Annotated in this window: 20 protein-coding genes; 8 read left to right on the top strand and 12 right to left on the bottom strand. The window is 66.7% G+C overall.

Annotated elements, in window-relative coordinates:
* Positions 1–76: 76 nt before the first annotated feature.
* Entirely contained in the window at positions 77–1,450 is a 1,374-nt protein-coding gene (gene ffh / locus F624_RS0124890; protein ID WP_031256204.1) for a signal recognition particle protein, read from the top strand.
* 42 nt (positions 1,451–1,492) lie between these two features.
* Here the strand turns inward: ffh and miaB are convergent, their stop codons facing one another.
* Both miaB and F624_RS32830 read right to left on the bottom strand, forming a co-directional pair.
* Positions 1,493–2,845 carry a tRNA (N6-isopentenyl adenosine(37)-C2)-methylthiotransferase MiaB gene (gene miaB, locus F624_RS0124885; protein ID WP_019577095.1) on the bottom strand — a complete coding sequence of 451 codons (1,353 nt, stop codon included), beginning with the start codon at positions 2,843–2,845 and terminating at the stop codon, positions 1,493–1,495.
* A 116-nt stretch (positions 2,846–2,961) separates the two neighbouring features.
* Positions 2,962–3,342, bottom strand: coding sequence for a hypothetical protein (locus F624_RS32830; protein WP_157443630.1), 381 nt, complete (start codon positions 3,340–3,342; stop codon positions 2,962–2,964).
* A gap of 223 nt (positions 3,343–3,565) precedes the next feature.
* Here F624_RS32830 and F624_RS0124875 point away from each other — a divergent pair, with 223 nt between their 5' ends.
* Both F624_RS0124875 and F624_RS34375 read left to right on the top strand, forming a co-directional pair.
* On the top strand, positions 3,566–3,928 hold the full coding sequence (locus F624_RS0124875) for a single-stranded DNA-binding protein (RefSeq protein ID WP_019577093.1): 363 nt from the start codon (positions 3,566–3,568) through the stop codon (positions 3,926–3,928).
* A gap of 47 nt (positions 3,929–3,975) precedes the next feature.
* Entirely contained in the window at positions 3,976–4,995 is a 1,020-nt protein-coding gene (locus F624_RS34375; protein ID WP_084679658.1) for a pyridoxamine 5'-phosphate oxidase family protein, read from the top strand.
* Here the strand turns inward: F624_RS34375 and F624_RS0124865 are convergent.
* From F624_RS0124865 to F624_RS0124850, 4 genes are read right to left on the bottom strand one after another with little or no spacing between them, the layout of a single operon-like run.
* Positions 4,982–5,794, bottom strand: coding sequence for an alpha/beta fold hydrolase (locus F624_RS0124865; RefSeq protein ID WP_019577091.1), 813 nt, complete (start codon positions 5,792–5,794; stop codon positions 4,982–4,984). The two genes, F624_RS34375 and F624_RS0124865, sit on opposite strands and share 14 nt — an antisense overlap.
* Entirely contained in the window at positions 5,791–7,374 is a 1,584-nt protein-coding gene (locus F624_RS0124860; protein ID WP_019577090.1) for a benzoate-CoA ligase family protein, read from the bottom strand. The genes F624_RS0124865 and F624_RS0124860 overlap by 4 nt, the downstream gene beginning before the upstream one ends.
* A 28-nt stretch (positions 7,375–7,402) precedes the next feature.
* A complete protein-coding gene (locus F624_RS0124855; RefSeq protein WP_019577089.1) occupies positions 7,403–8,950 on the bottom strand; it encodes a 3,4-dehydroadipyl-CoA semialdehyde dehydrogenase in 1,548 nt (515 codons plus the stop codon).
* Positions 8,950–9,462, bottom strand: a complete 513-nt coding sequence (locus F624_RS0124850) for a 4-hydroxylaminobenzoate lyase (RefSeq protein ID WP_019577088.1) — start codon at positions 9,460–9,462, stop codon at positions 8,950–8,952. The genes F624_RS0124855 and F624_RS0124850 overlap by 1 nt, the downstream gene beginning before the upstream one ends.
* A gap of 116 nt (positions 9,463–9,578) precedes the next feature.
* Here F624_RS0124850 and F624_RS0124845 point away from each other — a divergent pair, with 116 nt between their 5' ends.
* The 4 genes from F624_RS0124845 to boxA all read left to right on the top strand — a co-directional run bounded on the left by F624_RS0124845 (position 9,579) and on the right by boxA (position 15,288).
* Positions 9,579–10,517: a helix-turn-helix transcriptional regulator gene (locus F624_RS0124845; RefSeq protein WP_019577087.1), complete on the top strand. Its 939-nt coding sequence runs from the start codon at positions 9,579–9,581 to the stop codon at positions 10,515–10,517.
* A gap of 120 nt (positions 10,518–10,637) precedes the next feature.
* Positions 10,638–12,296: a 2,3-epoxybenzoyl-CoA dihydrolase gene (boxC, locus tag F624_RS0124840; RefSeq protein ID WP_019577086.1), complete on the top strand. Its 1,659-nt coding sequence runs from the start codon at positions 10,638–10,640 to the stop codon at positions 12,294–12,296.
* Between the two features lie 177 nt (positions 12,297–12,473).
* A complete protein-coding gene (gene boxB, locus F624_RS0124835; RefSeq protein WP_019577085.1) occupies positions 12,474–13,901 on the top strand; it encodes a benzoyl-CoA 2,3-epoxidase subunit BoxB in 1,428 nt (475 codons plus the stop codon).
* A 103-nt stretch (positions 13,902–14,004) separates the two neighbouring features.
* On the top strand, positions 14,005–15,288 hold the full coding sequence (gene boxA, locus F624_RS0124830) for a benzoyl-CoA 2,3-epoxidase subunit BoxA (protein ID WP_019577084.1): 1,284 nt from the start codon (positions 14,005–14,007) through the stop codon (positions 15,286–15,288).
* Between the two features lie 29 nt (positions 15,289–15,317).
* On the opposite strand, the gene F624_RS0124825 is transcribed toward boxA, so the two are convergent.
* Complete coding sequence (locus tag F624_RS0124825; RefSeq protein ID WP_019577083.1) at positions 15,318–16,337, bottom strand: GGDEF domain-containing protein; 1,020 nt, start codon at positions 16,335–16,337, stop codon at positions 15,318–15,320.
* Between the two features lie 422 nt (positions 16,338–16,759).
* On the opposite strand from F624_RS0124825, the gene F624_RS0124820 reads away from it, so the two are divergent.
* On the top strand, positions 16,760–18,532 hold the full coding sequence (locus F624_RS0124820; RefSeq protein WP_019577082.1) for a response regulator: 1,773 nt from the start codon (positions 16,760–16,762) through the stop codon (positions 18,530–18,532).
* Between the two features lie 29 nt (positions 18,533–18,561).
* On the opposite strand, the gene F624_RS0124815 is transcribed toward F624_RS0124820, so the two are convergent.
* The 5 genes from F624_RS0124815 to flhC all read right to left on the bottom strand — a co-directional run.
* Complete coding sequence (locus F624_RS0124815) at positions 18,562–19,173, bottom strand: chalcone isomerase family protein (protein ID WP_031256192.1); 612 nt, start codon at positions 19,171–19,173, stop codon at positions 18,562–18,564.
* Positions 19,174–19,231: 58 nt separating this feature from the next.
* A complete protein-coding gene (locus F624_RS0124810) occupies positions 19,232–19,945 on the bottom strand; it encodes a flagellar basal body L-ring protein FlgH (RefSeq protein ID WP_031256190.1) in 714 nt (237 codons plus the stop codon).
* A gap of 26 nt (positions 19,946–19,971) precedes the next feature.
* Positions 19,972–20,568: a hypothetical protein gene (locus tag F624_RS0124805; protein ID WP_019577079.1), complete on the bottom strand. Its 597-nt coding sequence runs from the start codon at positions 20,566–20,568 to the stop codon at positions 19,972–19,974.
* A 25-nt stretch (positions 20,569–20,593) separates the two neighbouring features.
* On the bottom strand, positions 20,594–21,127 hold the full coding sequence (locus tag F624_RS0124800; protein ID WP_019577078.1) for a hypothetical protein: 534 nt from the start codon (positions 21,125–21,127) through the stop codon (positions 20,594–20,596).
* Positions 21,128–21,641: 514 nt separating this feature from the next.
* The coding region (gene flhC / locus F624_RS0124795) for a flagellar transcriptional regulator FlhC (RefSeq protein ID WP_019577077.1) at positions 21,642–22,148 on the bottom strand (507 nt) is incomplete at its 5' end.

Genomic DNA, 22,148 nt, shown 5'->3' with positions numbered 1-22,148 from the left:
CGGCGCGCTGCCCGCCGTCTTTGCCTGGCACCAGCCCGGCAGGCCCAGCCCGCTCAACCCTCTCGGAACATCAAACATGGCCTCCGCCCTTACCGACAAACTTTCGCGCCTCGTCAAGCAGATGAGCGGCCAGGCGCGCATCACCGAGTCCAACGTGGCCGACATGCTGCGCGAGGTCCGCATGGCGCTGCTCGAGGCCGACGTGGCCCTGCCGGTGGTGCGCGACTTCATTGCCCGTGTCAAGGAAAAGGCCCTGGGCCAGGACGTGCTGGGCTCGCTCAAGCCCGGCCAGGCCCTGGTGGGCATCGTCAACCGCGAGCTGGCCGCCACCATGGGCGAAGGCATCGCCGACATCAACCTGGCCACCCAGCCTCCGGCGGTCATTCTGATGGCGGGCCTTCAGGGGGCGGGCAAGACCACCACCACCGCCAAGCTGGCCAAGCACCTGATTGAAAAGCGCAAGAAGAAGGTGCTGACCGTGTCGGGCGACGTCTACCGCCCGGCGGCCATCGAGCAGCTCAAGACCGTCACGGCCCAGGCCGGTGCCGAGTGGTTTCCCAGCAGCCCGGATCAAAAGCCCCTGGACATCGCCTACGCGGCCCTCGACTACGCCAAGAAGCACTACTTTGACGTGCTGCTGGTCGACACGGCCGGCCGCCTCGCCATCGACGAGGTGCTGATGCGCGAGATCCAGGAGCTGCACGCCGCCCTCAAACCGGTCGAAACCCTGTTTGTGGTCGACGCCATGCAGGGCCAGGACGCGGTCAACACCGCCAAGGCCTTCAAGGAGGCCCTGCCGCTCACCGGCATCGTGCTGACCAAGCTCGATGGTGATTCACGTGGTGGTGCGGCCCTGTCGGTGCGTCAGGTCACCGGGGCGCCGATCAAGTTTGCCGGCGTGTCCGAGAAAATCGATGGCCTGGAGGTGTTCGATGCCGAGCGCCACGCCGGCCGCATCCTGGGCATGGGCGACATCGTGGCCCTGGTCGAGCAGGTCACCGCCGGGGTCGACCTGGAGGCCGCCCAGAAGCTGGCCGCCAAGGTCAAGAGTGGCGACGGCTTCGACCTGAATGATTTCCTGTCCCAGATCCAGCAGATGAAGCAGATGGGGGGCCTGTCCAGCCTGATGGACAAGCTGCCGGCCCAGCTCACCGCCAAGGCCGGCCAGATGGACATGGACAAGGCCGAGCGCGACATCCGCCGCAAGGAAGGCATCATCTGCAGCATGACCGCCCTGGAGCGCCGCAAGCCCGAGCTGATCAAGGCCACGCGCAAGCGCCGCATCGCCAACGGGGCCGGCGTTCAGGTGCAGGAAGTGAACCGCCTGCTCAACGAGTTCGAGCAGATGCAGACCATGATGAAGAAGATGAAGGGCGGCGGCCTCATGAAGATGATGAAGCGCATGGGCGGCATGAAGGGCATGAAAGGCATGCCCGGCATGCCGTTCTGAGCGCCCTGCGCAGGCGCCCGCTCAGCGCCTGCGTGCCTGGGCTCAGGCGCTTTCGCGCACCAGCACCTCACCGCGCAGCGAGTGTGGCAGGGCCTGGGTGATCTTCACGTCGATCATCTGGCCGATCAGGCGCTGCGGGTTCGGGCCTGCCGGGAAGTTCACCGCCCGGTTGCACTCGGTGCGCCCCATCAGCTCAGGGTTCTCGGCGCTCGACTTGCGTGACGGGCCTTCCACCAGGATGCGCTGCACCGTGCCGAAACGGGTTTCGCTGATGCGCTTCATGTTGTCTTCGATGGTGGCCTGCACCTGTTGCAGGCGCTTGAGCTTGACCTCGTGCGGGGTGTCGTCGGGCAGGTTGGCCGCCGGCGTGCCCGGGCGGGGGCTGAAGATGAAGCTGAACGAGTTGTCAAAGCCCACGTCGTCGATCAGCTTCATCATCTTGCTGAAGTCGTCGTCGGTCTCGCCCGGAAAGCCCACGATGAAATCGCTGCTCATGGCCATGTCGGGGCGGATGGCGCGCAGCTTGCGCACCGTGCTCTTGTATTCCATGGCGGTGTAGCCCCGCTTCATGGCCATCAGGATGCGGTCGCTGCCGTGCTGCACCGGCAGGTGCAGGTGGCTGACCAACTTGGGCACCTTGTCGTACACATCGATCAGGCGCTGGGTGAATTCGTTGGGGTGGCTGGTGGTGTAGCGGATGCGCTCGATGCCGGGGATGTCGGCGATGTACTCGATCAGCAGCGCAAAGTCGGCGATCTCGGCGGTGTCGCCCATGGGGCCGCGGTAGGCGTTCACGTTCTGGCCCAGCAGGGTGACTTCGCGCACGCCCTGGTCGGCCAGGCCGGCCACCTCCACCAGCACGTCCTCGAAGGGGCGGCTCATCTCTTCACCGCGGGTGTAGGGCACCACGCAGTAGCTGCAGTACTTGCTGCAGCCTTCCATGATCGACACAAAGGCCGAGGCGCCCTCGACGCGGGCCGGTGGCAGATGGTCGAACTTCTCGATCTCGGGAAAGCTGATGTCCACCTGGGGGCGCTCCAGGCGCGCGCGGGCCTTCAGCATCTCGGGCAGGCGGTGCAGGGTTTGCGGGCCGAACACCACGTCCACGTAGGGCGCCCGCTTGATGATCTCGGCGCCCTCCTGGCTGGCCACACAGCCGCCCACGCCGATCAGCACGCCCTTTTTCTTCAGGTGCTGCACCCGGCCCAGGTCCGAGAACACCTTCTCCTGGGCCTTTTCACGCACCGAGCAGGTGTTGAACAGGATCAGGTCGGCCTCGTCCACATTCTGGGTGGGCTCGTAGCCCTGGGCGGCATTCAGCACGTCGGCCATCTTGTCCGAGTCGTACTCGTTCATCTGGCAGCCAAAGGTTTTGATGAAGACTTTTTTGCTCATGGCAGTTCTCGTTCGTGGGGGTGGGCCGGCGGGCCGTCATGGCTCGGCAGGCCTCAAAAAAGCGGTGTGCGCAGCGGCGCGGTCAGGCGGGGCGGGTTCAGAACGCCAAGGCGTTCTTATTTGACCGGGACCGTGACGATGATGTTGGTGGTCGGCGCCGCCGAGGCCCGCTTGAGCGCGGCCTCTTCGGCGGTCAGGATCCACACCTCGTGCACCAGCTGGTGCGTGTCGCGGGTGTAGTTCACCGTCAGGCTCTGGTTGACCAGCGAGCCCGACAGCACCATCAGGTTGTTGGCATCGCGGATGCGCGCGCCCGGCGAGAGCCGGGTCTGCACGCCGTCCATGGTCACGATCGGGGGCTGGGTCACCACCAGCGTGCCGCGCAGGGCGGAGGCCGGAAACTCGCGCACTTCCGCGTGGGCTGCGACGGCCAGCAGGCTGGCCAGCACAGCCCAGCGAGGGGCGGTATGTAAAAAACTGTTCAGGCAGCGGTTCATGGTGTATATCCAGAGGCTGTGAGGCATGGCGTCAGAAGGCCTGAGCCACGGGCAGGGGATGCTGGCTGCGTGGGCAGCCCGTCCGGGCGCGATTGTGCCAGAGCCCGGACGACACTGAAAAATACACCGCCTTCAGCGGCGTTGCCTTTTGGGGCGCGCCCATGTGGGTAAGCTATCGGGTGGCACCGGCGCGGTGGCGCATGCCTTGCAAGGATTGAGAAAAATGATTGATGGATTGATTTGTGGCCGACTGCATGGTGCCCCTGAGTCGCGTATCGACCGGCACAACCAGCCTTTTGCGGTGGCACGGGTGCGGGCCTCTGCCAGCGAAGGCGAGAACCTGTTCGTGAACGTGATCGCTTTCGACGCCGAGGTGGTGGATGGCCTGCTGGCCTTGGGCGATGGTGATTCGGTGGCCCTGTCGGGCAGCCTGACGCCACGGGTCTGGACCGACAAGCAAGGCAATCACCGACCTTCTCTCGACATGGTGGCCCATCAGGTGGTGACGGCCTATCACGTGCAGCGCCGCCGTGCCCTGGCGGCCGGCCATGACGACCCCCTGTTTCACGACCACGCCGAGCGCTGAAACCCCCATGCGCGTTGGCCCCCATCCCCCAGCACGAGGCCTTTGCCATGGCTCATGAGTCCCGGCTCGATGGCGAGCTGCGCCAATTGCTGGCCGACTGCCGTGTGGCCGCCCTGGGCACCAGCACCGACACGGGCGAGCCCTTTGTGTCCATGGTGCCTTTTGCCCTGGTCGCAGGCGGGCCCTGGGGGGTGCTGCACGTGAGTGCGCTGGCGGCCCACACGCGCCATCTGCAGGCCCGCAGTGCGGTGTCTTTGCTGATCATGCAGGCCGAGGTGGCTGGCGCGCCGGTGCACGATCTGCAGCGCCTCACGCTGCAGGCTGAGGCCCAGGTGCTGCAGCCAGACGGCCCCGACCACGCCGACTGGCAGTTGTGCCGCTCGGCCTACCTGAGCCGCTTTCCCGAGGCGGCCCCCATGACCGAACTGGGCGACTTCCGCTTTGTGCGCCTCATCCCCACGCGGGGCCGCCACATCGCCGGCTTTGGTGCGGCGCGCACGCTGGAGCCCGAGCAACTGCTGCCGCTGCTGCGCCCGCTGGGCAGCAGCTACGAGGCCGATGCCGGCCTGCGCCGCCTGCAGGTCCTGTTGCAAACCCTGCCCACACCCCGCCCGCCACGGCTGATCAGCCTGTTGCAACTGGGGTCGCAGCGGTGCCAGGTGCTGGTGGGGGACGGCGAGCAAGCGCCGCAGACGCTTGAATGGCCTGTGGGCACGCTCAGCCTGCCTGAACGCCTGTGGCGGCATGACCCGCCCCGGCCCGCCGAGCTCGAAGCCGCCATTGCCGAGGTCGAGGAAGAGCTGATGCGCCTGGTGCCGCGCCTGCCGGTGGGCACGGCCTTGCACGGTGCCGACCCCCTGCTGCGCCAGATCGTCGAGCAGGCCGGCGGTGGCAACACCCTGAGCCTGGACGCGCTGGAGCGCCTGTTCAACCGCGTCTGCGCGGTGTCTGAAGGTCGGCCGGCCATCGCCGAGGGCTTGCCCGAAGGCCAGGCCTTTGTGGCCGGGGTGCTGATCCTGCGGGAGTTCATGCACCACCTGTCTTTCGACGCCCTCACGCTGGCCTGAGCGGCTGTTGCTTCACAAAGGCCTGCACGGCGGCGATCAGCGCCTCGGGTTGGTCGCGGTGGGGCGAATGGCCGCAGCCGGGCAGCTCCAGCAACTGCGTCTGCGGGGCCTGGCGCGCAATGCCCCGGATCTGCTCCAGCGTGCCGTATTCGTCGTCCAGCCCTTGCACGGCCAGCACCGGGCAGTGAATGTGGGCGAGCTCGGCCGTGATGTTCCAGTCGCGGAAGGCCGGGTCCAGCCAGATACGGTTCCAGCCCCAGAAGGCCGAGTCCGGGTCGTCGTGGTAGCGGGCCAGGCCGGCCCGCAGGGGGCCGCTTTCGTAGGCCTGGCGGGCCACTTCGATGCTGCGCACCGAGATGTCTTCCACCAGGATGTGGGGCGCCAGCACGATGGCCCCGCTCAAGCTGGGGGATGCACCGGAGGCGTGCAGCAAGGTGATCGAGCCCCCGTCGCTGTGACCGAACAGCCACAGCGGTGGCGCCTCAGGGCCGCTCAGGCCCAGGGCCTGCAGCAGGGCTGGCAGCAGCTCACGGGCCTGCCGGTGCATGAAGTCGGGGCCCCAGGTCTCCGAGACCGGCCGCGGCGTCGAGCGCCCATAGCCCGGGCGCGAATACACCAGGCCGCGCCAGCCCAGGGCCTGGCACAGGCGCTGCGGAAAATCCTTCCACATCGCCACCGAGCCCAGGCCCTCGTGCAGGAACACCATCACCGGGGCGGTGCTCAGCTCGGGGAGGATCCAGGCGATCTCGATCTCGACCGGGCGCCCGTTCCAGGCCAGGGACACGTGCTGCACGCTCATGGGCGCGAGGCTTCCAGTTCGCGCAGCTTGAAGCGCTGGATCTTGCCGGTCGCCGTCTTGGGCAGCTCCTCCACGAACTCGATCTGGCGCGGGTACTTGTAAGGGGCCAGGCGCTCCTTCACAAAGGCCTTGAGCAGATCTTCGCTGCAGCTCTGACCGGGCTTGAGCACCACAAAGGCCTTGGTCTTGGTCAGGCCCTCGGCGTCGGCCACGCCGATCACCGCAGCCTCCAGCACCGCCGGGTGCTGCACCAGGGTGGCCTCGACCTCGAAGGGCGACACATAGATGCCGCTGACCTTGAGCATGTCGTCGCTGCGCCCGGCATAGGTGTAGGTGCCATCGGCGTTGTGAAGGTATTTGTCGCCGCTCTTGGTCCAGCCGCCCTGGAAGGTGTCGCGCGTCTTTTCGCGGTTGTTCCAGTACATCAGGGCCGACGAGGGGCCGCGCACATACAGGTCGCCCGGCTCGCCATCGGCCACTGGCAGGCCGTCTTCGCCGCGCAGTTCGATGTCGTAGCCCGGCACCGGGGTGCCGGTGGTGCCATAGCGCACCGCGCCCACCCGGTTGGACAGGTAGATGTGCAGCATCTCGGTGGAGCCGATGCCGTCGATGATCTCCACCCCGAAATGGCGGGTGAAGCGTTCGCCGATGTCCGCCGGCAGGGCCTCGCCCGCTGAAGAGCACAGGCGCAGGGCCACTTGATCACGTGACGGCAGCTTGGGCGAACTCAGCATGCCGGCAAAGCCGGTCGGGGCACCGAAGAACACCGTGGGCCGCTGCTCGGTCCAGCGCTGGAAGGTGGCGTCCGGCGTGGGCCGCTCGGCCATCAGCACTGTGGTGGCGCCCACGCTGAGCGGGAAGCTCAGCGCATTGCCCAGCCCGTAGGCAAAGAACAGCTTGGCTGCCGAGAAGCAGATGTCGTCTTCGCGCAGGCCCAGGATCGGGCCGCCATACAGCTCGGCCGTCCAGTACGGGTTGCCCTGCAGGTGCACCGTGCCCTTGGGGCGCCCGGTGGAGCCCGAGGAATACAGCCAGAAGCCCGGGTCGTCAGGCCCGGTGGCCGCGGGTGCGGCATGGCCCTCGCCCTGGGCCAGAAAGGCTTCGAAGTCGAGCACGCCCTCGGCCAGGGGGGCGGTGGGGCGCGAGGCGACGACGCGTCGCACCTCGTGCTCGCCGCGGGTCATGGCCGATTGCAGCACCGGCAGCAGTGCGGCCGACACCAGCACGGCGCTGGCGCGGCTGTGCTCGAGCATGTAGGCGTAGTCGTCGGCCGTCAGCAGGGTGTTCACCGCCACCGGCACGATGCCGGCGTGCATGGCCCCCAGAAAGGCCACCGGCCAGTCGTTGCAGTCGTGCATCAGCAGCAGCACGCGCTCTTCACGGCGCACGCCGCTGGCCAGCAGGGCCGAGCCCAGGCGGCGGATGCGCTGGGTCAGCTCGCCATAGCTCAGCGTGCCCTGGTCGTCGATGTAGGCCGTCTTGCTGCCGCGTCCGGCATTGCGCTCGATCAGGTGCTGGGCGAAGTTGAAGCTGGGTCCAGGCGGGGCGATGTTGGCGATCGGGGCTGTGGGGGTGTTCATGGGGGTCTCCTGTCTGGTTTTTCGGGTGTCACAGCCCTTGCAGCACGCTGGTCGAGGCCTGCAGGGCGCTGCGCCGGTGGTAGAAGCCCAGGGCGCGCAGGCCGCCCAGTTCTTCGCCGCCGCCGGCGCGCCCGGGGCCGCCATGCAGCGACTGGGGCATCACGTTGCCGTGGCCGGTGTGCAGGCTGCCCACCTCGGGCGAGATCACATGCACACGGCCATGGCTGTCGGCCAGTTCCAGCGCCGCCGCTTGCAGCGCCTGGGTGTCGCTGCCGACCACCGAGGCCACCAGCGAGCCTTCGCCCCGGCGCACCAGGGCGAGGGCGTGGTTCAGGTCGCGGTAGGGCAGCAGGGTGGCCACCGGGCCGAAGACCTCGGTGTCATGGAACACATCCACCTCGGCATCGCGGCTGCCCAGCAGGGTCGGGCCCAGACAGCAGGCCACGGCCGGGTCGGCATCGATCAGCGGGTGGCTGGCGCCGTCGTGCAAGGTCTGGCCCTGTTGCTGCAACCGGGCCAGGCCGGCTTGCACGGTGTCGAACTGGGCGCGGCTCACCAAGGCCCCCATGCGCACCGATTCGTTGCGCGGGTTGCCCACGGTGGTGCGGGCCAGGCGCGCGCTGATGGCCTGGGTGGCGGCCTCGTAGTGTTCCTGGGGCACGAAGATGCGGCGGATGGCCGTGCACTTCTGGCCCGACTTGACCGCCATCTCGCGCGTCACCTCCTTGGCCAGCAGCTCGAAGGCCTCGCTGCCGGCGCTTTCACCCGGCAGCAGCAGGGCCGAGTTGACGCTGTCGGCCTCGATGTTGCAACGCACCGAGCGCCGCGCCACGGCAGGGTGCGAGCGGATCAGCTCGGCCGTGTCGGCCGAGCCGGTGAAGCTGACCAGGTCAAACGGCGTGAGCGCATCCAGCAGGCCGGCCGAGCTGCCGCACACCACCGACAGTGAACCGGGTGGGAAGATGCCTGCGTTCACCACGTCCTGCACCATGCGCTGGGTCAGCCAGGCGGTCGAGGTGCCCGGCTTCACCACCACCGGCACACCCGACAGCAGGGCCGGAGCGGCTTTCTCCCACAAGCCCCAGCTGGGGAAGTTGAAGGCGTTGATGAACAGCGCCACGCCGCGTGCCGGGCTCAGCACGTGCTGGCTCTGGAACAGCGGGTCCTTGCCCAGGCGGGTGGCCTCGCCATCGAGCAGATGCCGCCGGTCTCCCAGGCTTTCGCCCAGCCGCGCGTAGTGACCGAGGGTGAAGATGCCGCCGTCAATGTCGACGGCCGAGTCGTTCTTGACCGTGCCGCTGTTGGCCGTGGCGATCTCGTAGTAGATGTCGCGGTTCGCCTGCAGCACCTTCACGGCGGCTGCCAGCAAGGCGGCGCGTTGGGCATAGCCCAGCGCGCGCAGGGCGGGGCCGGCGTGCTCGCGGGCGAAGGCAAAGCCGGCGCGCAGGTCCAGCCCGGTGGCGTCCACGCGCACCAGCTCGGTGCCCAGCACCGGGTCGAACAAGGCGGTGCCCGCGCCGCGGCCGGCGATCCATTGGCCACCCAGGTGGTTGTGCAGCAGTTCGGGGGTGCTCATCAGGCGGCTTCTTTCGTGCGGGTGAATTCGATGCGGCCTTCGGGCAGCAGGTACAGCACCAGGGCGCGCCCGGGCCTCACGGTGGGGCGGTGGGCGCTGCCCGGGGGGTAGACCAGCCAGCCGGCCGGGTGGCCGTCAAACTGCGCCTCGCCTTCGAGGGGCATGATCAGGTCGATCTCACCGAGCGGGTGGCTGTGGTGCGGGCCGGCAATGTCGTGCATGTCGACCACATCGACCGAGAACCCGTGCAGGTCCTCAGCCGGCTTGAAGACGCGGCCGTAGCGGATGCCGCCACCCTCGCGCTCGCACAGCCAGCCCTGTTCCACGCCGGTCAGGCAGAGTTGCTTCAAGGTCTGGAAGGTGGGGCTGTCGGCCCCATGCTCGGCGTTGAGCCAGGTGTCCAGGGCGCTGTCCAGGGGGCGCCCGGCCAAGTGAGCCGTGATGTCGGCGCTGAGTTGGGCCAGGGTTTGACGGAACGCATTTTGTGCCACAGTCGGGCCTCCGTTTGACATGCAGGCTTGCACAGGCAAGTCTGGTGAAGTATTGTGCATGTCGTGAAGGCTAATGCTCGCCCTGGGTGGCGTCAAGCACTATAGTTCATAAATTAGGGTTTACCCATATCATCAAGATGCAAGATTCCATCACCCCGGTGGCACCGGTTGCGGCGGGTGCCGAGGCCGCCGGCGAAGAGCGCCACGCCTCGCTGGTGGCCTTGGGCGAGCGCGTGCGCAGCCTGCGCGCGCGCCGCGGCATGACGCGCAAGGCCGTGGCGCTGGCGGCCGACGTGTCCGAACGCCACCTGGCCAACCTGGAGTACGGCACGGGCAATGCTTCTTTTCTGGTGCTGCAGCAGGTGGCCGGGGCGCTGCAGTGCTCCATGGCCGAATTGATTGGTGACATCACCGCCTCCTCGCCCGAGTGGCTGCTGATCCGCGAGTTGCTCGAGCACCGCGACGAGGCCACGCTGCGCCGCGTGCGCGTGGCCATTGGCGAGTTGCTGGGCAACGGCAGTGTCAGCGGCCACACGCCGGGCGCGGCCTGGCCGCGGGTGGCTCTGGTGGGTTTGCGCGGCGCGGGCAAATCCACCCTGGGCCAGATGCTGGCCGACGACCTCGAATACCCCTTTGTCGAGCTGAGCCGCGAGATCGAGAAGTTTGCCGGCTGCAGCATCTCCGAAATCCAGGGCCTGTATGGCATGAATGCCTACCGCCGCTATGAGCGCCGGGCCCTCGAAGAGGCCATCCAGATCTACCCCGAGGTGGTGATTGCCACCCCGGGTGGCCTGGTGTCCGATGCGGCCACCTTCAACCTGTTGCTGTCGCACTGCACCACGGTGTGGCTGCAGGCCGAACCCGAAGACCACATGCAGCGCGTGGCCGAGCAGGGCGACCTGCGCCCCATGGCGGCCAGTGCCGAAGCCATGAACGACCTGCGCCAGATCCTGGCGGGGCGCTCGGCCTTCTATTCCAAGGCCGACCTGCGGTTGAACACCAGCTCGCAGCCCTTGCAGGACACCTTCAAGCTCTTGCGCACCCAGGTCCGGGAGGCCTTGAAGTTGCCCGTGTGATGGGTGGGCGGTCCGCCGATAGGAAATTTATTGCATCTTGCTTGACGCACTTTAATGCATGTACTAACATGCAGTCAGTTTCGCACGAATGCATTATCTTTCCACCGACGGAGACACACCATGAGCACCGCGCCCCGCGTCGACTACCAGACCCATCCCAGCCAGTACAAACACTGGAAGCTGAGTTTTGACGGCGCCATCGCCACCCTGACCGCCGACTTCGACGAAAACGGCGGCCTGGCCCCCGGCTACAAGCTCAAGCTCAACAGCTACGACCTGGGCGTGGACATCGAGCTCAACGATGCCATCAACCGCATCCGCTTCGAGCACCCCGAGGTGCGCACCGTGGTGGTCACCAGCGCCAAGGAGAAGGTGTTCTGCTCGGGCGCCAACATCTTCATGCTGGGCGTGTCCAGCCACGGCTGGAAGGTGAACTTCTGCAAGTTCACCAACGAAACCCGCAACGGCCTGGAAGACTCCTCTGCCCACAGCGGCCTGAAGTTCCTGGCTGCCGTGAACGGCGCCTGCGCCGGCGGCGGCTACGAGCTGGCCCTGGCCTGCGACGAGATCATCCTGGTGGACGACCGCTCCAGCGCTGTCAGCCTGCCCGAAGTGCCCCTGCTGGGCGTGCTGCCCGGCACCGGCGGCCTGACCCGCGTCACCGACAAGCGCCATGTGCGCCACGACCTGGCCGACATCTTCTGCACCACCACCGAAGGCGTGCGTGGCCAGAAGGCCAAGGACTGGCGCCTGGTTGACGACATCGCCAAGCCCGCCGTGTTTGCCCAGAAGGTGCGCGAGCGCGCCGAACAACTGGCCGCGCAGAGCGACCGCCCGGCCGATGGCCGGGGCGTGGAGCTGGTGGCCCTGCAGCGCCGGGTCGAGGCCGATGCCCTGCATTACGACCACGTCAGCGTGAACATCGACCGCGCCAAGCGCACCGCCACTTTCGTGGTCAAGGCCCCCGCGGGTGCCCAGCCTGCCGATGTGGCCGGCATCGAGGCCGCAGGCGCGGCCTGGTACCCGCTGGCCCTGGCGCGTCAGCTGGAAGACGCCATCCTGTCCATGCGCACCAATGAGCTGGACATCGGCACCTGGCTGATCACCACCCAAGGCGATGCCGCCGCCGTGCTGGCCATGGACGCGGTCTTGAGCGCCCACGCCAGCCATTGGCTGGTGCGCGAGACCATCGGCCTGCTGCGTCGCACCTTCAGCCGCCTGGATGTGTCCAGCCGCAGCCTGTTTGCCCTGATCGAGCCCGGCTCGTGCTTTGCCGGCAGTTTTCTGGAACTGGCCCTGGCCTGCGACCGCAGCTACCACCTGGCCCTGCCCGACGACGAAGACCAGGCGCCCAAGATCACCGTGGGCGAGGCCAACTTCGGCCTGTACCCCATGGTCACCGGCCAGAGCCGCCTGGGCCGCCGCTTCTATGACGAAGCCGCCCCGATGGAGGCCGTGCGCGCCGCCGCCGGCCGCGCCCTGGATGCCGACGCCGCCTTCGCCCTGGGGCTGGTCACCAGCAACCCCGACGACATCGACTGGGCCGATGAGGTGCGCATCGCCATCGAAGAGCGCGTGGCCATGTCGCCCGACGCCCTGACCGGCATGGAGGCCAACCTGCGCTTCAACGGCCCCGAGAACATGTTCACCCGCATCTTCGGTCGCCTCACCGCCTGGCAGAACTGGATCTTCCAGCGCCCCAACGCGGTGGGCGAATACGGCGCCTTGAAGGTCTACGGCAAGGGAAACAAGGCCGCCTTTGATTGGAACCGGGTTTGAGGGGATGTCTGCCGGCTGCGCCCACCGATCTGACCTCTGTGCTCCTCGCCGTACGGGTGTACGGCTGCGGTGCTCAAGGCCACCTCGGCGCGCTCGCTGCGGCAACCACACCCCTCAAACCGTGTGAGTTTTTTTGGATGACTGATTGACTGACTGACCACTTACCTGGAGACAAGCATGTCCACGATCGACTACAGCGAAAAGATCCCCAACAACGTCAACCTGGCCGAAGACCGCACCCTGAAGCGGGCGCTGGAGCAGTGGCAGCCCAACTACCTGGGCTGGTGGAACGACATGGGCCCGGACGGCAGCCATGGTTTTGATGTGTACCTGCGCACCGCGGTCAGCGTCGATCCGCAAGGCTGGGCGCAGTTCGGCCACGTCAAGATGCCCGACTACCGCTGGGGCATCTTCCTCAACCCGGCCGAGCAGGACCGCAAGATCCATTTCGGCGACCACAAGGGCGAGAACGCCTGGCAGGACGTGCCTGGCGAGTACCGCGCCAACCTGCGCCGCATCATCGTCACCCAGGGCGACACCGAGCCGGCCTCGGTCGAGCAGCAGCGTCACTTGGGCCTGACCGCGCCCAGCCAGTACGACCTGCGCAACCTGTTCCAGGTCAACGTCGAAGAAGGCCGCCACCTGTGGGCCATGGTCTACCTGCTGCACAAGTACTTCGGCCGCGACGGCCGTGAGGAAGGCGAGGCCCTGCTGGAGCGCCGCAGCGGCCAGCAGGACAACCCCCGCATCCTGCAGGCCTTCAATGAGCCCACGCCCGACTGGCTGAGCTTCTTCATGTTCACCTACTTCACCGACCGCGACGGCAAGTTCCAGCTGTGCGCCCTGGCCGAGTCGAGCTTTGACCCGCTGGCCCGCACCACCAAGTTCATGCTGACCGAAGAAGCCCACCACATGTTCGTGGGCGAGTCGGGCGTGAGCCGCGTGATCCAGCGCACCTGCCAGGTCATGAACGAGCTCAAGACCGACGACCCGGCCAAGCTGCGTGCCGCCGGCGTGATCGATCTGCCCACCCTGCAGCGTTACCTGAACTTCCACTTCAGCGTGACCATCGACCTGTTCGGTGCCGACGAGTCGAGCAATGCCGCCACCTTCTACAGCACCGGCCTCAAGGGCCGCTTCGAGGAAGGCAAGCGCACCGACGACCACCAGCTGCGTGGCCAGAGCTACAAGGTGCTGAACGTGCAGAACGGCCAGCTCGTCGAGAAGGAAGTGCCCATGCTCAACGCCCTCAACGAAGTGCTGCGCGACGACTACATCAAGGACTCGATCGGCGGTGTGGAGCGTTGGAACAAGGTGATCGAGAAGAACGGCATCCCGTTCCGCCTGACCGTGCCGCACAAGGCCTTCCACCGCAACATCGGCTCCCTGGCCGGCGTGAAGGTGTCGCCCGATGGCCGCGTGGTGTCCGAAGCCGAATGGCAAGCCAAGAAGAACGATTGGCTGCCCAGTGCCGAAGACCGTGCTTTTGTGGCCAGCCTGATGGGCCGTGTCACCGACACCGGCAAGTTTGCCAACTGGATCGCCCCGCCGGTCATGGGCATCAACCGCCAGCCCGTGGACTTTGAATACGTCCGCTTCAACTGAACGCACCCTGACCCTGAGGGATTGTGAAAAGGGGGCTTGTCAGCCCCCTTTTTCGCACCCAGTATCCTGATCCTCCCCACGCCCACAACAAGTCGAGACAGCCATGGACATGAGCGAACCCCAAGTCATCCGGCAGCATCTGATCGACCCTGAGATCTGCATCCGCTGCAACACCTGCGAGGCCACCTGCCCGGTGGCGGCCATCACCCACGATTCGCGCAATTACGTGGTCGACGCCGACAAGTGCAATCTGTGCATGGCCTGTGTGCCGCCTTGCCCCACGGGGTCGATCGACAACTGGCGCAACATGCCGCGCTCGCTGGCCTACACGGTCGAAGCCCAGCTGGGCTGGGACGAGCTGCCCGATGAACTCAGTGCCGAACAACTGGCCGCCGCCGGTGCAGCGGCCGTGCCGGCTGAAGGCCCCGCCGTCAGCACCGCGCCCGCCGGGCCGGCCGGACAGGGTGAGGGCGAACGCTTCAACAGCGCCCAATATGGCGCCACCCTGCCGCCCTGGTCGGCCGCCCATGCCTACACCAACCTCTATGGCCCCAAGGCGCCCGAGAAGTTCATCACCGCCACCGTGGCCGGCAATGTGCGGGTCACCGAGGTGGGCACCGACTACGACACCCACCACGTGGTGCTCGATTTCGGTCACCTGCCGTTCCCGGTGCTCGAGGGCCAGTCGATCGGCGTGATCCCGCCGGGCACCGACGCCCAGGGCCGACCGCACCATGCCCGCCAGTACTCGATTGCCAGCCCGCGCAATGGCGAGCGCCCCGGCTACAACAACCTCTCGTTGACCATCAAGCGCGTGCTTGAAGACCACCAGGGTCAGCCGGTGCGGGGCGTGGCCAGCAACTACATGTGCGATCTGCAGGTGGGTGACAAGGTGCAGGTGATCGGGCCGTTTGGCGCCAGCTTCCTGATGCCCAACCACCCGCGCTCCAACATCGTGATGATCTGCACCGGCACTGGCAGCGCCCCCATGCGCGCCATGACCGAGTGGCGGCGTCGGCTGCGCCAGTCGGGCAAGTTCGAGGGTGGCAAGCTGATGCTGTTCTTTGGCGCGCGCACGCCCGAAGAGCTGCCGTACTTCGGCCCGCTGCAGAACCTGCCCAAGGATTTCATCGACATCCACTTCGCCTTTTCACGCCAGCCCGGCGCGCCCAAGCGCTATGTGCAGGACCTGATCCGCGAGCGCGCTGCCGACCTGGCGCCGTTGCTGGCCGACCCCGACACCTGCTTCTTCGTCTGCGGCCTCAAGGCCATGGAGGAGGGCGTGGTGCTGGCCCTGCGCGATGTGGCCCAGCAGGCCGGCCTGAGCTGGGACAGCGTGGGCCCGGCCCTGCGCCAGGGTGGCCGCCTGCACCTCGAAACCTACTGAGCGCAGGCTGGAGGGGGCGCCAGCCCCCTTCACTGGCAGGTCACGCGGTCGCGTCCGCCCTTCTTGGAGGCATACAGCGCGGCATCGGCACGGGCAATCAGCGAGTGCGCATCGTCACCCTGGCGCAGGGCGGCGATGCCGCTCGAGATGGTGACGGTCAGCACCACCTCTTGCGTCGATCGATTGCGCAGCTTCATGGCCTTGGTGCGGGCTCGGATGGTTTCGGCGATCTGGGTGGCCTCGGCACGGCTGGTGTTGGGCAGCACGATGGCAAATTCCTCGCCGCCGTAGCGGGCCACGGCGTGGCTGGGCCGGGTCACCGAGGTGCGCAGAATCTCGCCCAGGCCCTGGATCACGCGGTCACCCATCAGGTGGCCATGGGTGTCGTTCACCCGCTTGAAGTGGTCGATGTCCAGCATCACCAGGCAGTGGCTTTCACCGGAGTCGGGCGCCTGGCTCAGCAGGGCCTGCAGGCGCTGGTCAAAGCCCTTGCGGTTGAGCAGGCCGGTCAGCGGGTCCAGCATGGCCTCTTCACGCGTGCGTTCCAGGTCCTGGCGCAATCGCTTGATCTCGTCTTGGCTCTGGTTCACGCGCACCTGCAGGGTGTCGACGGCCGCCTTCATCTCCAGGGTGCCTTCCAGCGCGCGCGCCACCTGGGTGCTCAGGGGGCTGGCCTCGGTGGCCGCCAGGGCTTGGTTCAGCTCGGTCAGCTGTTGCCCGAAGGTGCCGGCCTGTTCGCCTGTGGCCGCGGCCGAGTCGGCCATGCTGCGCATCAGGCGCTGCATCTCATGGGCAATCAACTCCATCTGCTCGGTGTCGGCCGGCGTGATGTGGTCGCGGTACAGGCGCAGCATCATCTCGTCGTCCATGGCCAGGCCCTTGCTCAGGCATAGGCTCATGTCGGCATTCAGCTTGGGGTTGATGCCGGCGGCATGCTCGTACCACACCGTGAACGTGATGGGGTTGAAGGCGGCTGTGTGGTGGCCCATGTTGGCCAGTGTCAGTCGCAGCAACTCGGCGCTGCGGGCCTTGGATTCTGTGTATCGCATGGATGCCCGCAGGCCGGGGAAGGAGGGAGGGATCTGCGTCGATTGTGACCGAAAAGTAACATTACTGTAAATTTCTGACAATCGTCCACCGGCATGGCTTGGGATGCCAAACCCGGGTCTGCAGCGTCGTCCGCTGCATCAGCTTCAGGCGACCGTTCAACGCCAGCCCGGGCCGAAGTTCGGGCACCGGGGCCAGAGCCGGCAAGGCCTGAGCCGGGCGCACCGTCAGCTGCCTGCTCCAGGCATCGGCCAGCCGGGCTTCGGCGCGCGGGCCCGAGCAGAAAGTTCACTGATGTTCGCCTTGCCTCGAAAGAACGCAAAAACGCGGATCTTTTACGTTTGAAGGGCATGAACGGCAAACTTTTGCAGCTTGATCGCTCCAGATCCCTGTTACAACTGGTGACGACATCTGTTTGTGAGCCATGGCGACTGAAAACCCGCGAGATATTGCCAACACCAAGGCGCTGGTCATTGACGGCAACACCACCTCGCGCTCGATCCTGGTGCGGCAGCTGCGCGACTTCGGCGTGGGCGAAGTGGTCCAGTGCAGCCGCATCCAGGATGCGCGCAACCGGCTGGAGCACACGGTGTTCGATTTCGTGCTGTGTGAGCAATTTTTTGCCGAGCACCACTATTCGGGCCAGACCCTGCTGGACGATTTGCGCCGCGCCCACCTGCTGCCGTTTTCCACCGTGTTCTTCATGGTCACGGGCGAGGCGTCGTACGCGGCCGTGTCCGAGGCGGCCGAGTCGGCCCTCGACGGCTACCTGCTCAAGCCCTTCACGCCGTCCATGTTGTTCGAGCGCCTGAACCTGGCACGCCTGCGCAAGCGCCACCTGTTGCCGATCTTTGAGGCGCTGGAGCACGGCCAGGTCGACGAAGCGGCCAACCTGTGCCTGCAGCGCTTCGAGACCCAGGGCCCCTACTGGTTGTACGCGGCACGCATTGGCGCTGAGTTGCTGCTGCGCCAGGGCCGCCCGAAAGAGGCAGAAGCCTTGTACCGGGCGGTGCTGGCGCTGCGCCCGGCGCCCTGGGCCGAGCTGGGGGTGGCGCGGGCCCAGATCGAGGCCGGCCAGTCGACCAAGGCCGTCGCCAGCCTGCAGGCGCTGATCGAGCGCGACACCGGTTTTGCCGATGCCTACGACGTGCTGGGCCGGGCCCAGGTCGAGATGGCCGATTTTGGCGGCGCCATGGACAGCTTTCGGCGTGCCAGTGACCTCACCCCCGAGTCGGTGGCGCGCCTGCAGAAGACCGGCATGATGGCCTACTACGTCGGCGACCTGGCCAATGCCAAACTGCCCCTGAACCGCGCCGGCATCCTGGGCGTGAACTCCAAGCTGTTCGACTTCCAGTCGCTGGTGCTGCTGGCCTTCTGCCACCTCAATGAGCGCGATCGGCGTGGCCTGGACCGCTGTGTGGCCGACCTGGCGCGCTTTGCCGAGCGCCATGCGGGCAGCGCACGCGTGCGCCGCTTCCGCGACATGGTGCACATCCTGGGCCACCTGCTGCACCGCCGTCATGAAGAGGTGCTGGCGGGCTTGCGCGCCATGGCGGCCGAACTGCACGACGCCGACTTTGACTTCGAGGCCGCCTGCAACGTCTGCAATCTGCTGTCGGTGCTGGCCGAGCGCGAACTGCGCGTCAACGAGGCCGAGGGCTGGGTGCGGCAGGTGGGCTTGCGCTTTGCCAACACCCGGGGCCTGGCTGAACTGATCGCCAATGCCTGCGTGCGCCACACCCCCTATGCCGATCTGGTGCGCGACTGCCTGCAGCAGATCAACGGCATGGCCGAAGCCGCCATGGGCCGCAGCCTGGGCGGCGATGTCGAGGGCGCGGTGGCGCAGTTGCTGGACGATGGCGGCCGCACGCAGAACACCAAGCTGATCGACCTGGCACACCAGATCGTGTCACGCAACCAGACCCGGTTGGGGCAGGCGGGCGAGTTGCAAGGCCAGATCGATGCCTTGCGCCTGCGCTGCGGCGTGGGCCCGGCCCGGGCCATGCTGGGGCAGGAGGGCGAGCGTTCGGCTGGGGGCGTGGTGTTGCGCATCCGTGACCGCGAGGCAGCCAAGGCGCAGCCCAAGACGGGACAGGGCGCTTTGGCCAGTGCCCAGGGCAGCCAGAGCGCTGCGGCCGCCGCAGCGCCGGCCCGGGCTGATGCGCTGGCGGATTCGTTGCGGCTGCACCCCCAGTGACGGGCTGAGAATGGCCCGAGCCGGGGGCTTCAGTCGGCCGAGGCGCGTGAGGCGCTGGGGCGGCCCAGCAGGTGGCTGCGCAGTGTCGGGTCCGAGGCCTTGTCGCCCAGCCAGATGGCCAGCAAGGTGTTGTAGAAGCCCACGTCATGCCCGGGCAGGGGGGTGACGTTCTGGTTGTAGCTCATGCTCATGCCCTGACCGGGCTGCCAGTCCAGCGTCAGGCTGTCGCCCTTTTTCAACACCGGGGCCTGGCTGGTGATGATGCGGCCCAGGTGCAGCACCTTCTGGGCGGCGCGGGCATCGGGCTCTTCACCGCGCGGCCCGAAATGGTTCATCACGGCGTCGTTGAAGTCGCTGCTGCTGAGCTCGCGCAGCGCCGTGATCACCATGCGGCGGGGTTCGTCGTTGCCCATCACCTCCTGGGCTGAGAACCGACGCTCGGGCAGGTACAGGCCCACGGCATACACCTTGAACAGGAAGCGGTAGCCCACGCCGGCCCCATTGAGCCGCAGCGGCTTGCCTGCCACCACGATCTGATCGTCGAAATGCACCCCGGCCACATCGAGCGCCAGGGCCGGGCCCGCGGGCCCCAGGCTGGCCAAGCCGAGGGCCAGGCCCAATCGGATGAAGTGTTGTTTCATACCCTTTCCTTTCTTGCGTTGGCGGGCGGCAGATCTGGGTCTGCCGCACTTGTGGCGCTTACCAGACCGACAGGCTGTTGGTGAGCACCCGTTGCAGCCAGTTGCGCGAGGCCGCTTCGGAGACATCACCCTGGCCGGCCACCTCGAGGCGGGCGTTGGCCACATCAGCCGAGGCCACCACGTTGCCCGAGGCCAGGTCCTTGGGGTCGACCACGCCCGAGAAGCGCAGGGTGCGCACCCCGCCATTGAGGGCCACGCTGCGCTCGCCGGCCACCACCAGGTTGCCGTTGGGCAGCACGTTGATCACGGTGGCCGTCAGCTGGCCTGTGAAGCTGCTCACATCGGTGGTCTTGCCATTGCCCTTGTACGAGTCGCTGCCCGAGGCGCTGGCGTCCAGGTTCAGCAGCGAGCGGATGATGCCGCTGCCCACGCCCTTGACGCCGGGGCCCTTGGTGCTCATCGCATTGCTGCGGCTGTTGTCGGTGGTCAGCACATTGCTGGCATTGATGCTTTCCGAGATGTCGACCTTGAGCGTGTCGCCCACCGCGCGCGGTTTGCGCCGGTCGGTGAACAGCGAGGCGGTCGTCATGCCGGGCTGGAACAGCGAGCCGGTGTTGGCCCGTTCGATGTTCAGGGGCGCGGCCAGCGGGGTGGCGGTCAGCGGGCCGGGCACGGTGCTGACCGGGGTAGGGGTGCTGCAAGCTCCGAGCAGGGAGGCTGTCGCGCACAGGATCAGCAGGCGCTGCGAGGACGAGAGTGAGAGTTGAGGCATGGAAGCTCCTTGGCCGCGCTGGGCCGTCATTCGAAACCGGTGACCAGGGCCGTCACCACGGGGCCCAGCTTGTCGCGGGTCGAGGCCCACTTGCTGGAGTTGAAGCCGCCGCCATCAAAGCGGTAGTTGCTGGTCGACAGCACCTGGCCCCGGTCGTTGTGCAGGGTCAGCGAGATGTTGTTGACGTAAGGCCGCAACTCGTCGTTGTAGGGTTGGGTGCCCCAGTCCATGTAGGCCGTGTAGCGCAGCCACACTGGGCAATGCTGGTTCCAGGCATTGGCCTGGTAGACCCGGCTCTCGATCGCGTGCTTGCGCAACTCCAGCTGCAGCGCAGGCACCACGTCGGCCACGGGTGCCGTGGGGTTGTATTCGATGCACACCGTCTTGACCGTGCTGTGCAGGTGATAGACCGTGTCGCTGGCCTTGCCGGAGCTCGACTGAACGGCCACGCTGGTCACGTTGGCCGTGCCCTTGGCCAGTTCCAGCAAGGGGACCGGGCTGAGGATGGAGCAGCCCCCCAGAGCCGCCGCCAGGCCCAGCGTGCCCAGTCGGGCCAGGGTCCGTGTCAGGCGGGCGTTGCGGCGCAGTGCGGGTGGACGGTGATGTGCCAGTCTTGCCTTCATGGTGAGTCTCCTGCGTGAGGTGGGGTCAGGCGGTGGTGTCGAGCAGGCTCTTGGTGCCCAGGGCGCCGAGGGTCACGTAGGCCGCAATGCTGCTGGCCGAGTCGCTGATGCTGTTGCCCACCGAACTGGCTGCATCGCCCACGCTGCTGGCAGCGCTGCTCACGGCGTCGGTGACGGTATGGGTCGCGCTGCTCAAGGCATCGCTGACGGCGCTGGTGACTTCGCTGGCTGTGTTGCTCACCGAGGTACCCAGGTCTTCGACGGCTTGCAGGCCCTCGCTGGCCGCATCGCTGACGGTGTTGACCACGCTTTCCACGCTGTTGCTGACGGCGGTGGCGGCGTCGCTGAAGCTGGCGCTGACCGAATCCGCGCCCCCGCTGATGGAGTCGCTGAGCGCCTGCAGGCTCTCGGCGCTGAAGTTGTAGACCGCGCTGGCGGCCTCGGAAGCCCCATCGACCAGGCCGATGGCACTGGCGACGACCGGCCCATAGGCCTTGTTGTTGATCTCGTAGGGGCTCAGCCCAGCCGAATAGGCGGCGCTGGTGTTGATGGTGCTCACGGGTTTTCTCCAGAGAGTTGGGGTGTCTGAATCGTAGGTTTCAGACCCGGAAACTGGCGTTTGATAAACCCGCTGGATTTGCTTCAATTCCGGATGAAAATGCATGTATCAAAATACAAACAAACATTTTCCAGGTACATATTTAAATTATTAAATTTATATTTACAGGTTGGATACATATTGCATTCAATTTCTTTACCAGGCGCCCGTCACGACTGACGCACACCCAGGCAGCATCGCCTGATGGATGCCCATGGGTTGCCCGTATCAGGGTTTATGTAAGCGCGTTGATATAAAGCCGGATTTTTATCGGTACGGCTTTTGTAGGCGTCTGCGGTGCCCGGCCATGACCAAGCCGGCAGGTTTTCACCGGCGCGCGCTGGCCGGTTTGAATATCAGTGGCTTTGAATATCTGCGCACTCGCAGGTGACGGCATCGATTTCGCCGCCCCAGACGACAAAACGCCCCGCGGCGCAAGCCGGCGGGGCGTTTTGTCTTGTGGGGAGGAGAGGTGTCAGTGCACCATGAGTGCGCCGCTGGCCTTGCTCTTGCCGGCGCGTGCCGGGGGGTTGCACAGGCCGCACAGGAAGTGGCGTGCGTTCTCGTAGGGCTCGGTGACGAACTTGCCGGCGCAGCGCGAGCAGGCGGTCATGGTGAGCATGTCGGCGTCGACGAACTTGACCAGGCGCCAGGCGCGGGTGAAGGACAGCAGGGGCTCGATCTCGGCGGCCTGGACCTGCTCGTTGTACAGGCGCCAGGCCTTGGTGAGCAGGTCGATGCTGTCCATGTCGGCGGCCTTGGACAGGTACTCGTAGATGTTGAGGAACAGCGAGGAGTGGATGTTCTCCTGCCAGGTGAGGAACCAGTCGGTGGAGAAGGGCAACTGGCCCTTGGAGGGGGACTTGCCGGCGATCTCTTTGTACAGGCGGATGAGGCGCTCGTAGGAGAGGGAGGTTTCGGATTCGAGGACCTGCATGCGGGCGCCCATGCGGATGAGCATGGCGGCGCGCTCGATCTGGCG

The sequence above is a fragment of the Curvibacter lanceolatus ATCC 14669 genome, from assembly GCF_000381265.1.
Taxonomy (GTDB): Bacteria; Pseudomonadota; Gammaproteobacteria; order Burkholderiales; family Burkholderiaceae_C; genus Curvibacter; species Curvibacter lanceolatus.
This window is presented reverse-complemented; position numbering and strand designations above follow the sequence as displayed.

What these genes read in the sequence shown, in the direction of transcription:
- ffh (WP_031256204.1), top strand. Translation starts at nt 77, where the DNA reads ATGGCCTCCGCCCTTACCGACAAACTTTCGCGCCTCGTCAAGCAGATG.
- miaB (WP_019577095.1), bottom strand. Translation starts at nt 2,845, where the DNA reads ATGAGCAAAAAAGTCTTCATCAAAACCTTTGGCTGCCAGATGAACGAG.
- F624_RS32830 (WP_157443630.1), bottom strand. Translation starts at nt 3,342, where the DNA reads ATGAACCGCTGCCTGAACAGTTTTTTACATACCGCCCCTCGCTGGGCT.
- F624_RS0124875 (WP_019577093.1), top strand. Translation starts at nt 3,566, where the DNA reads ATGATTGATGGATTGATTTGTGGCCGACTGCATGGTGCCCCTGAGTCG.
- F624_RS34375 (WP_084679658.1), top strand. Translation starts at nt 3,976, where the DNA reads ATGGCTCATGAGTCCCGGCTCGATGGCGAGCTGCGCCAATTGCTGGCC.
- F624_RS0124865 (WP_019577091.1), bottom strand. Translation starts at nt 5,794, where the DNA reads ATGAGCGTGCAGCACGTGTCCCTGGCCTGGAACGGGCGCCCGGTCGAG.
- F624_RS0124860 (WP_019577090.1), bottom strand. Translation starts at nt 7,374, where the DNA reads ATGAACACCCCCACAGCCCCGATCGCCAACATCGCCCCGCCTGGACCC.
- F624_RS0124855 (WP_019577089.1), bottom strand. Translation starts at nt 8,950, where the DNA reads ATGAGCACCCCCGAACTGCTGCACAACCACCTGGGTGGCCAATGGATC.
- F624_RS0124850 (WP_019577088.1), bottom strand. Translation starts at nt 9,462, where the DNA reads ATGTCAAACGGAGGCCCGACTGTGGCACAAAATGCGTTCCGTCAAACC.
- F624_RS0124845 (WP_019577087.1), top strand. Translation starts at nt 9,579, where the DNA reads ATGCAAGATTCCATCACCCCGGTGGCACCGGTTGCGGCGGGTGCCGAG.
- boxC (WP_019577086.1), top strand. Translation starts at nt 10,638, where the DNA reads ATGAGCACCGCGCCCCGCGTCGACTACCAGACCCATCCCAGCCAGTAC.
- boxB (WP_019577085.1), top strand. Translation starts at nt 12,474, where the DNA reads ATGTCCACGATCGACTACAGCGAAAAGATCCCCAACAACGTCAACCTG.
- boxA (WP_019577084.1), top strand. Translation starts at nt 14,005, where the DNA reads ATGGACATGAGCGAACCCCAAGTCATCCGGCAGCATCTGATCGACCCT.
- F624_RS0124825 (WP_019577083.1), bottom strand. Translation starts at nt 16,337, where the DNA reads ATGCGATACACAGAATCCAAGGCCCGCAGCGCCGAGTTGCTGCGACTG.
- F624_RS0124820 (WP_019577082.1), top strand. Translation starts at nt 16,760, where the DNA reads ATGGCGACTGAAAACCCGCGAGATATTGCCAACACCAAGGCGCTGGTC.
- F624_RS0124815 (WP_031256192.1), bottom strand. Translation starts at nt 19,173, where the DNA reads ATGAAACAACACTTCATCCGATTGGGCCTGGCCCTCGGCTTGGCCAGC.
- F624_RS0124810 (WP_031256190.1), bottom strand. Translation starts at nt 19,945, where the DNA reads ATGCCTCAACTCTCACTCTCGTCCTCGCAGCGCCTGCTGATCCTGTGC.
- F624_RS0124805 (WP_019577079.1), bottom strand. Translation starts at nt 20,568, where the DNA reads ATGAAGGCAAGACTGGCACATCACCGTCCACCCGCACTGCGCCGCAAC.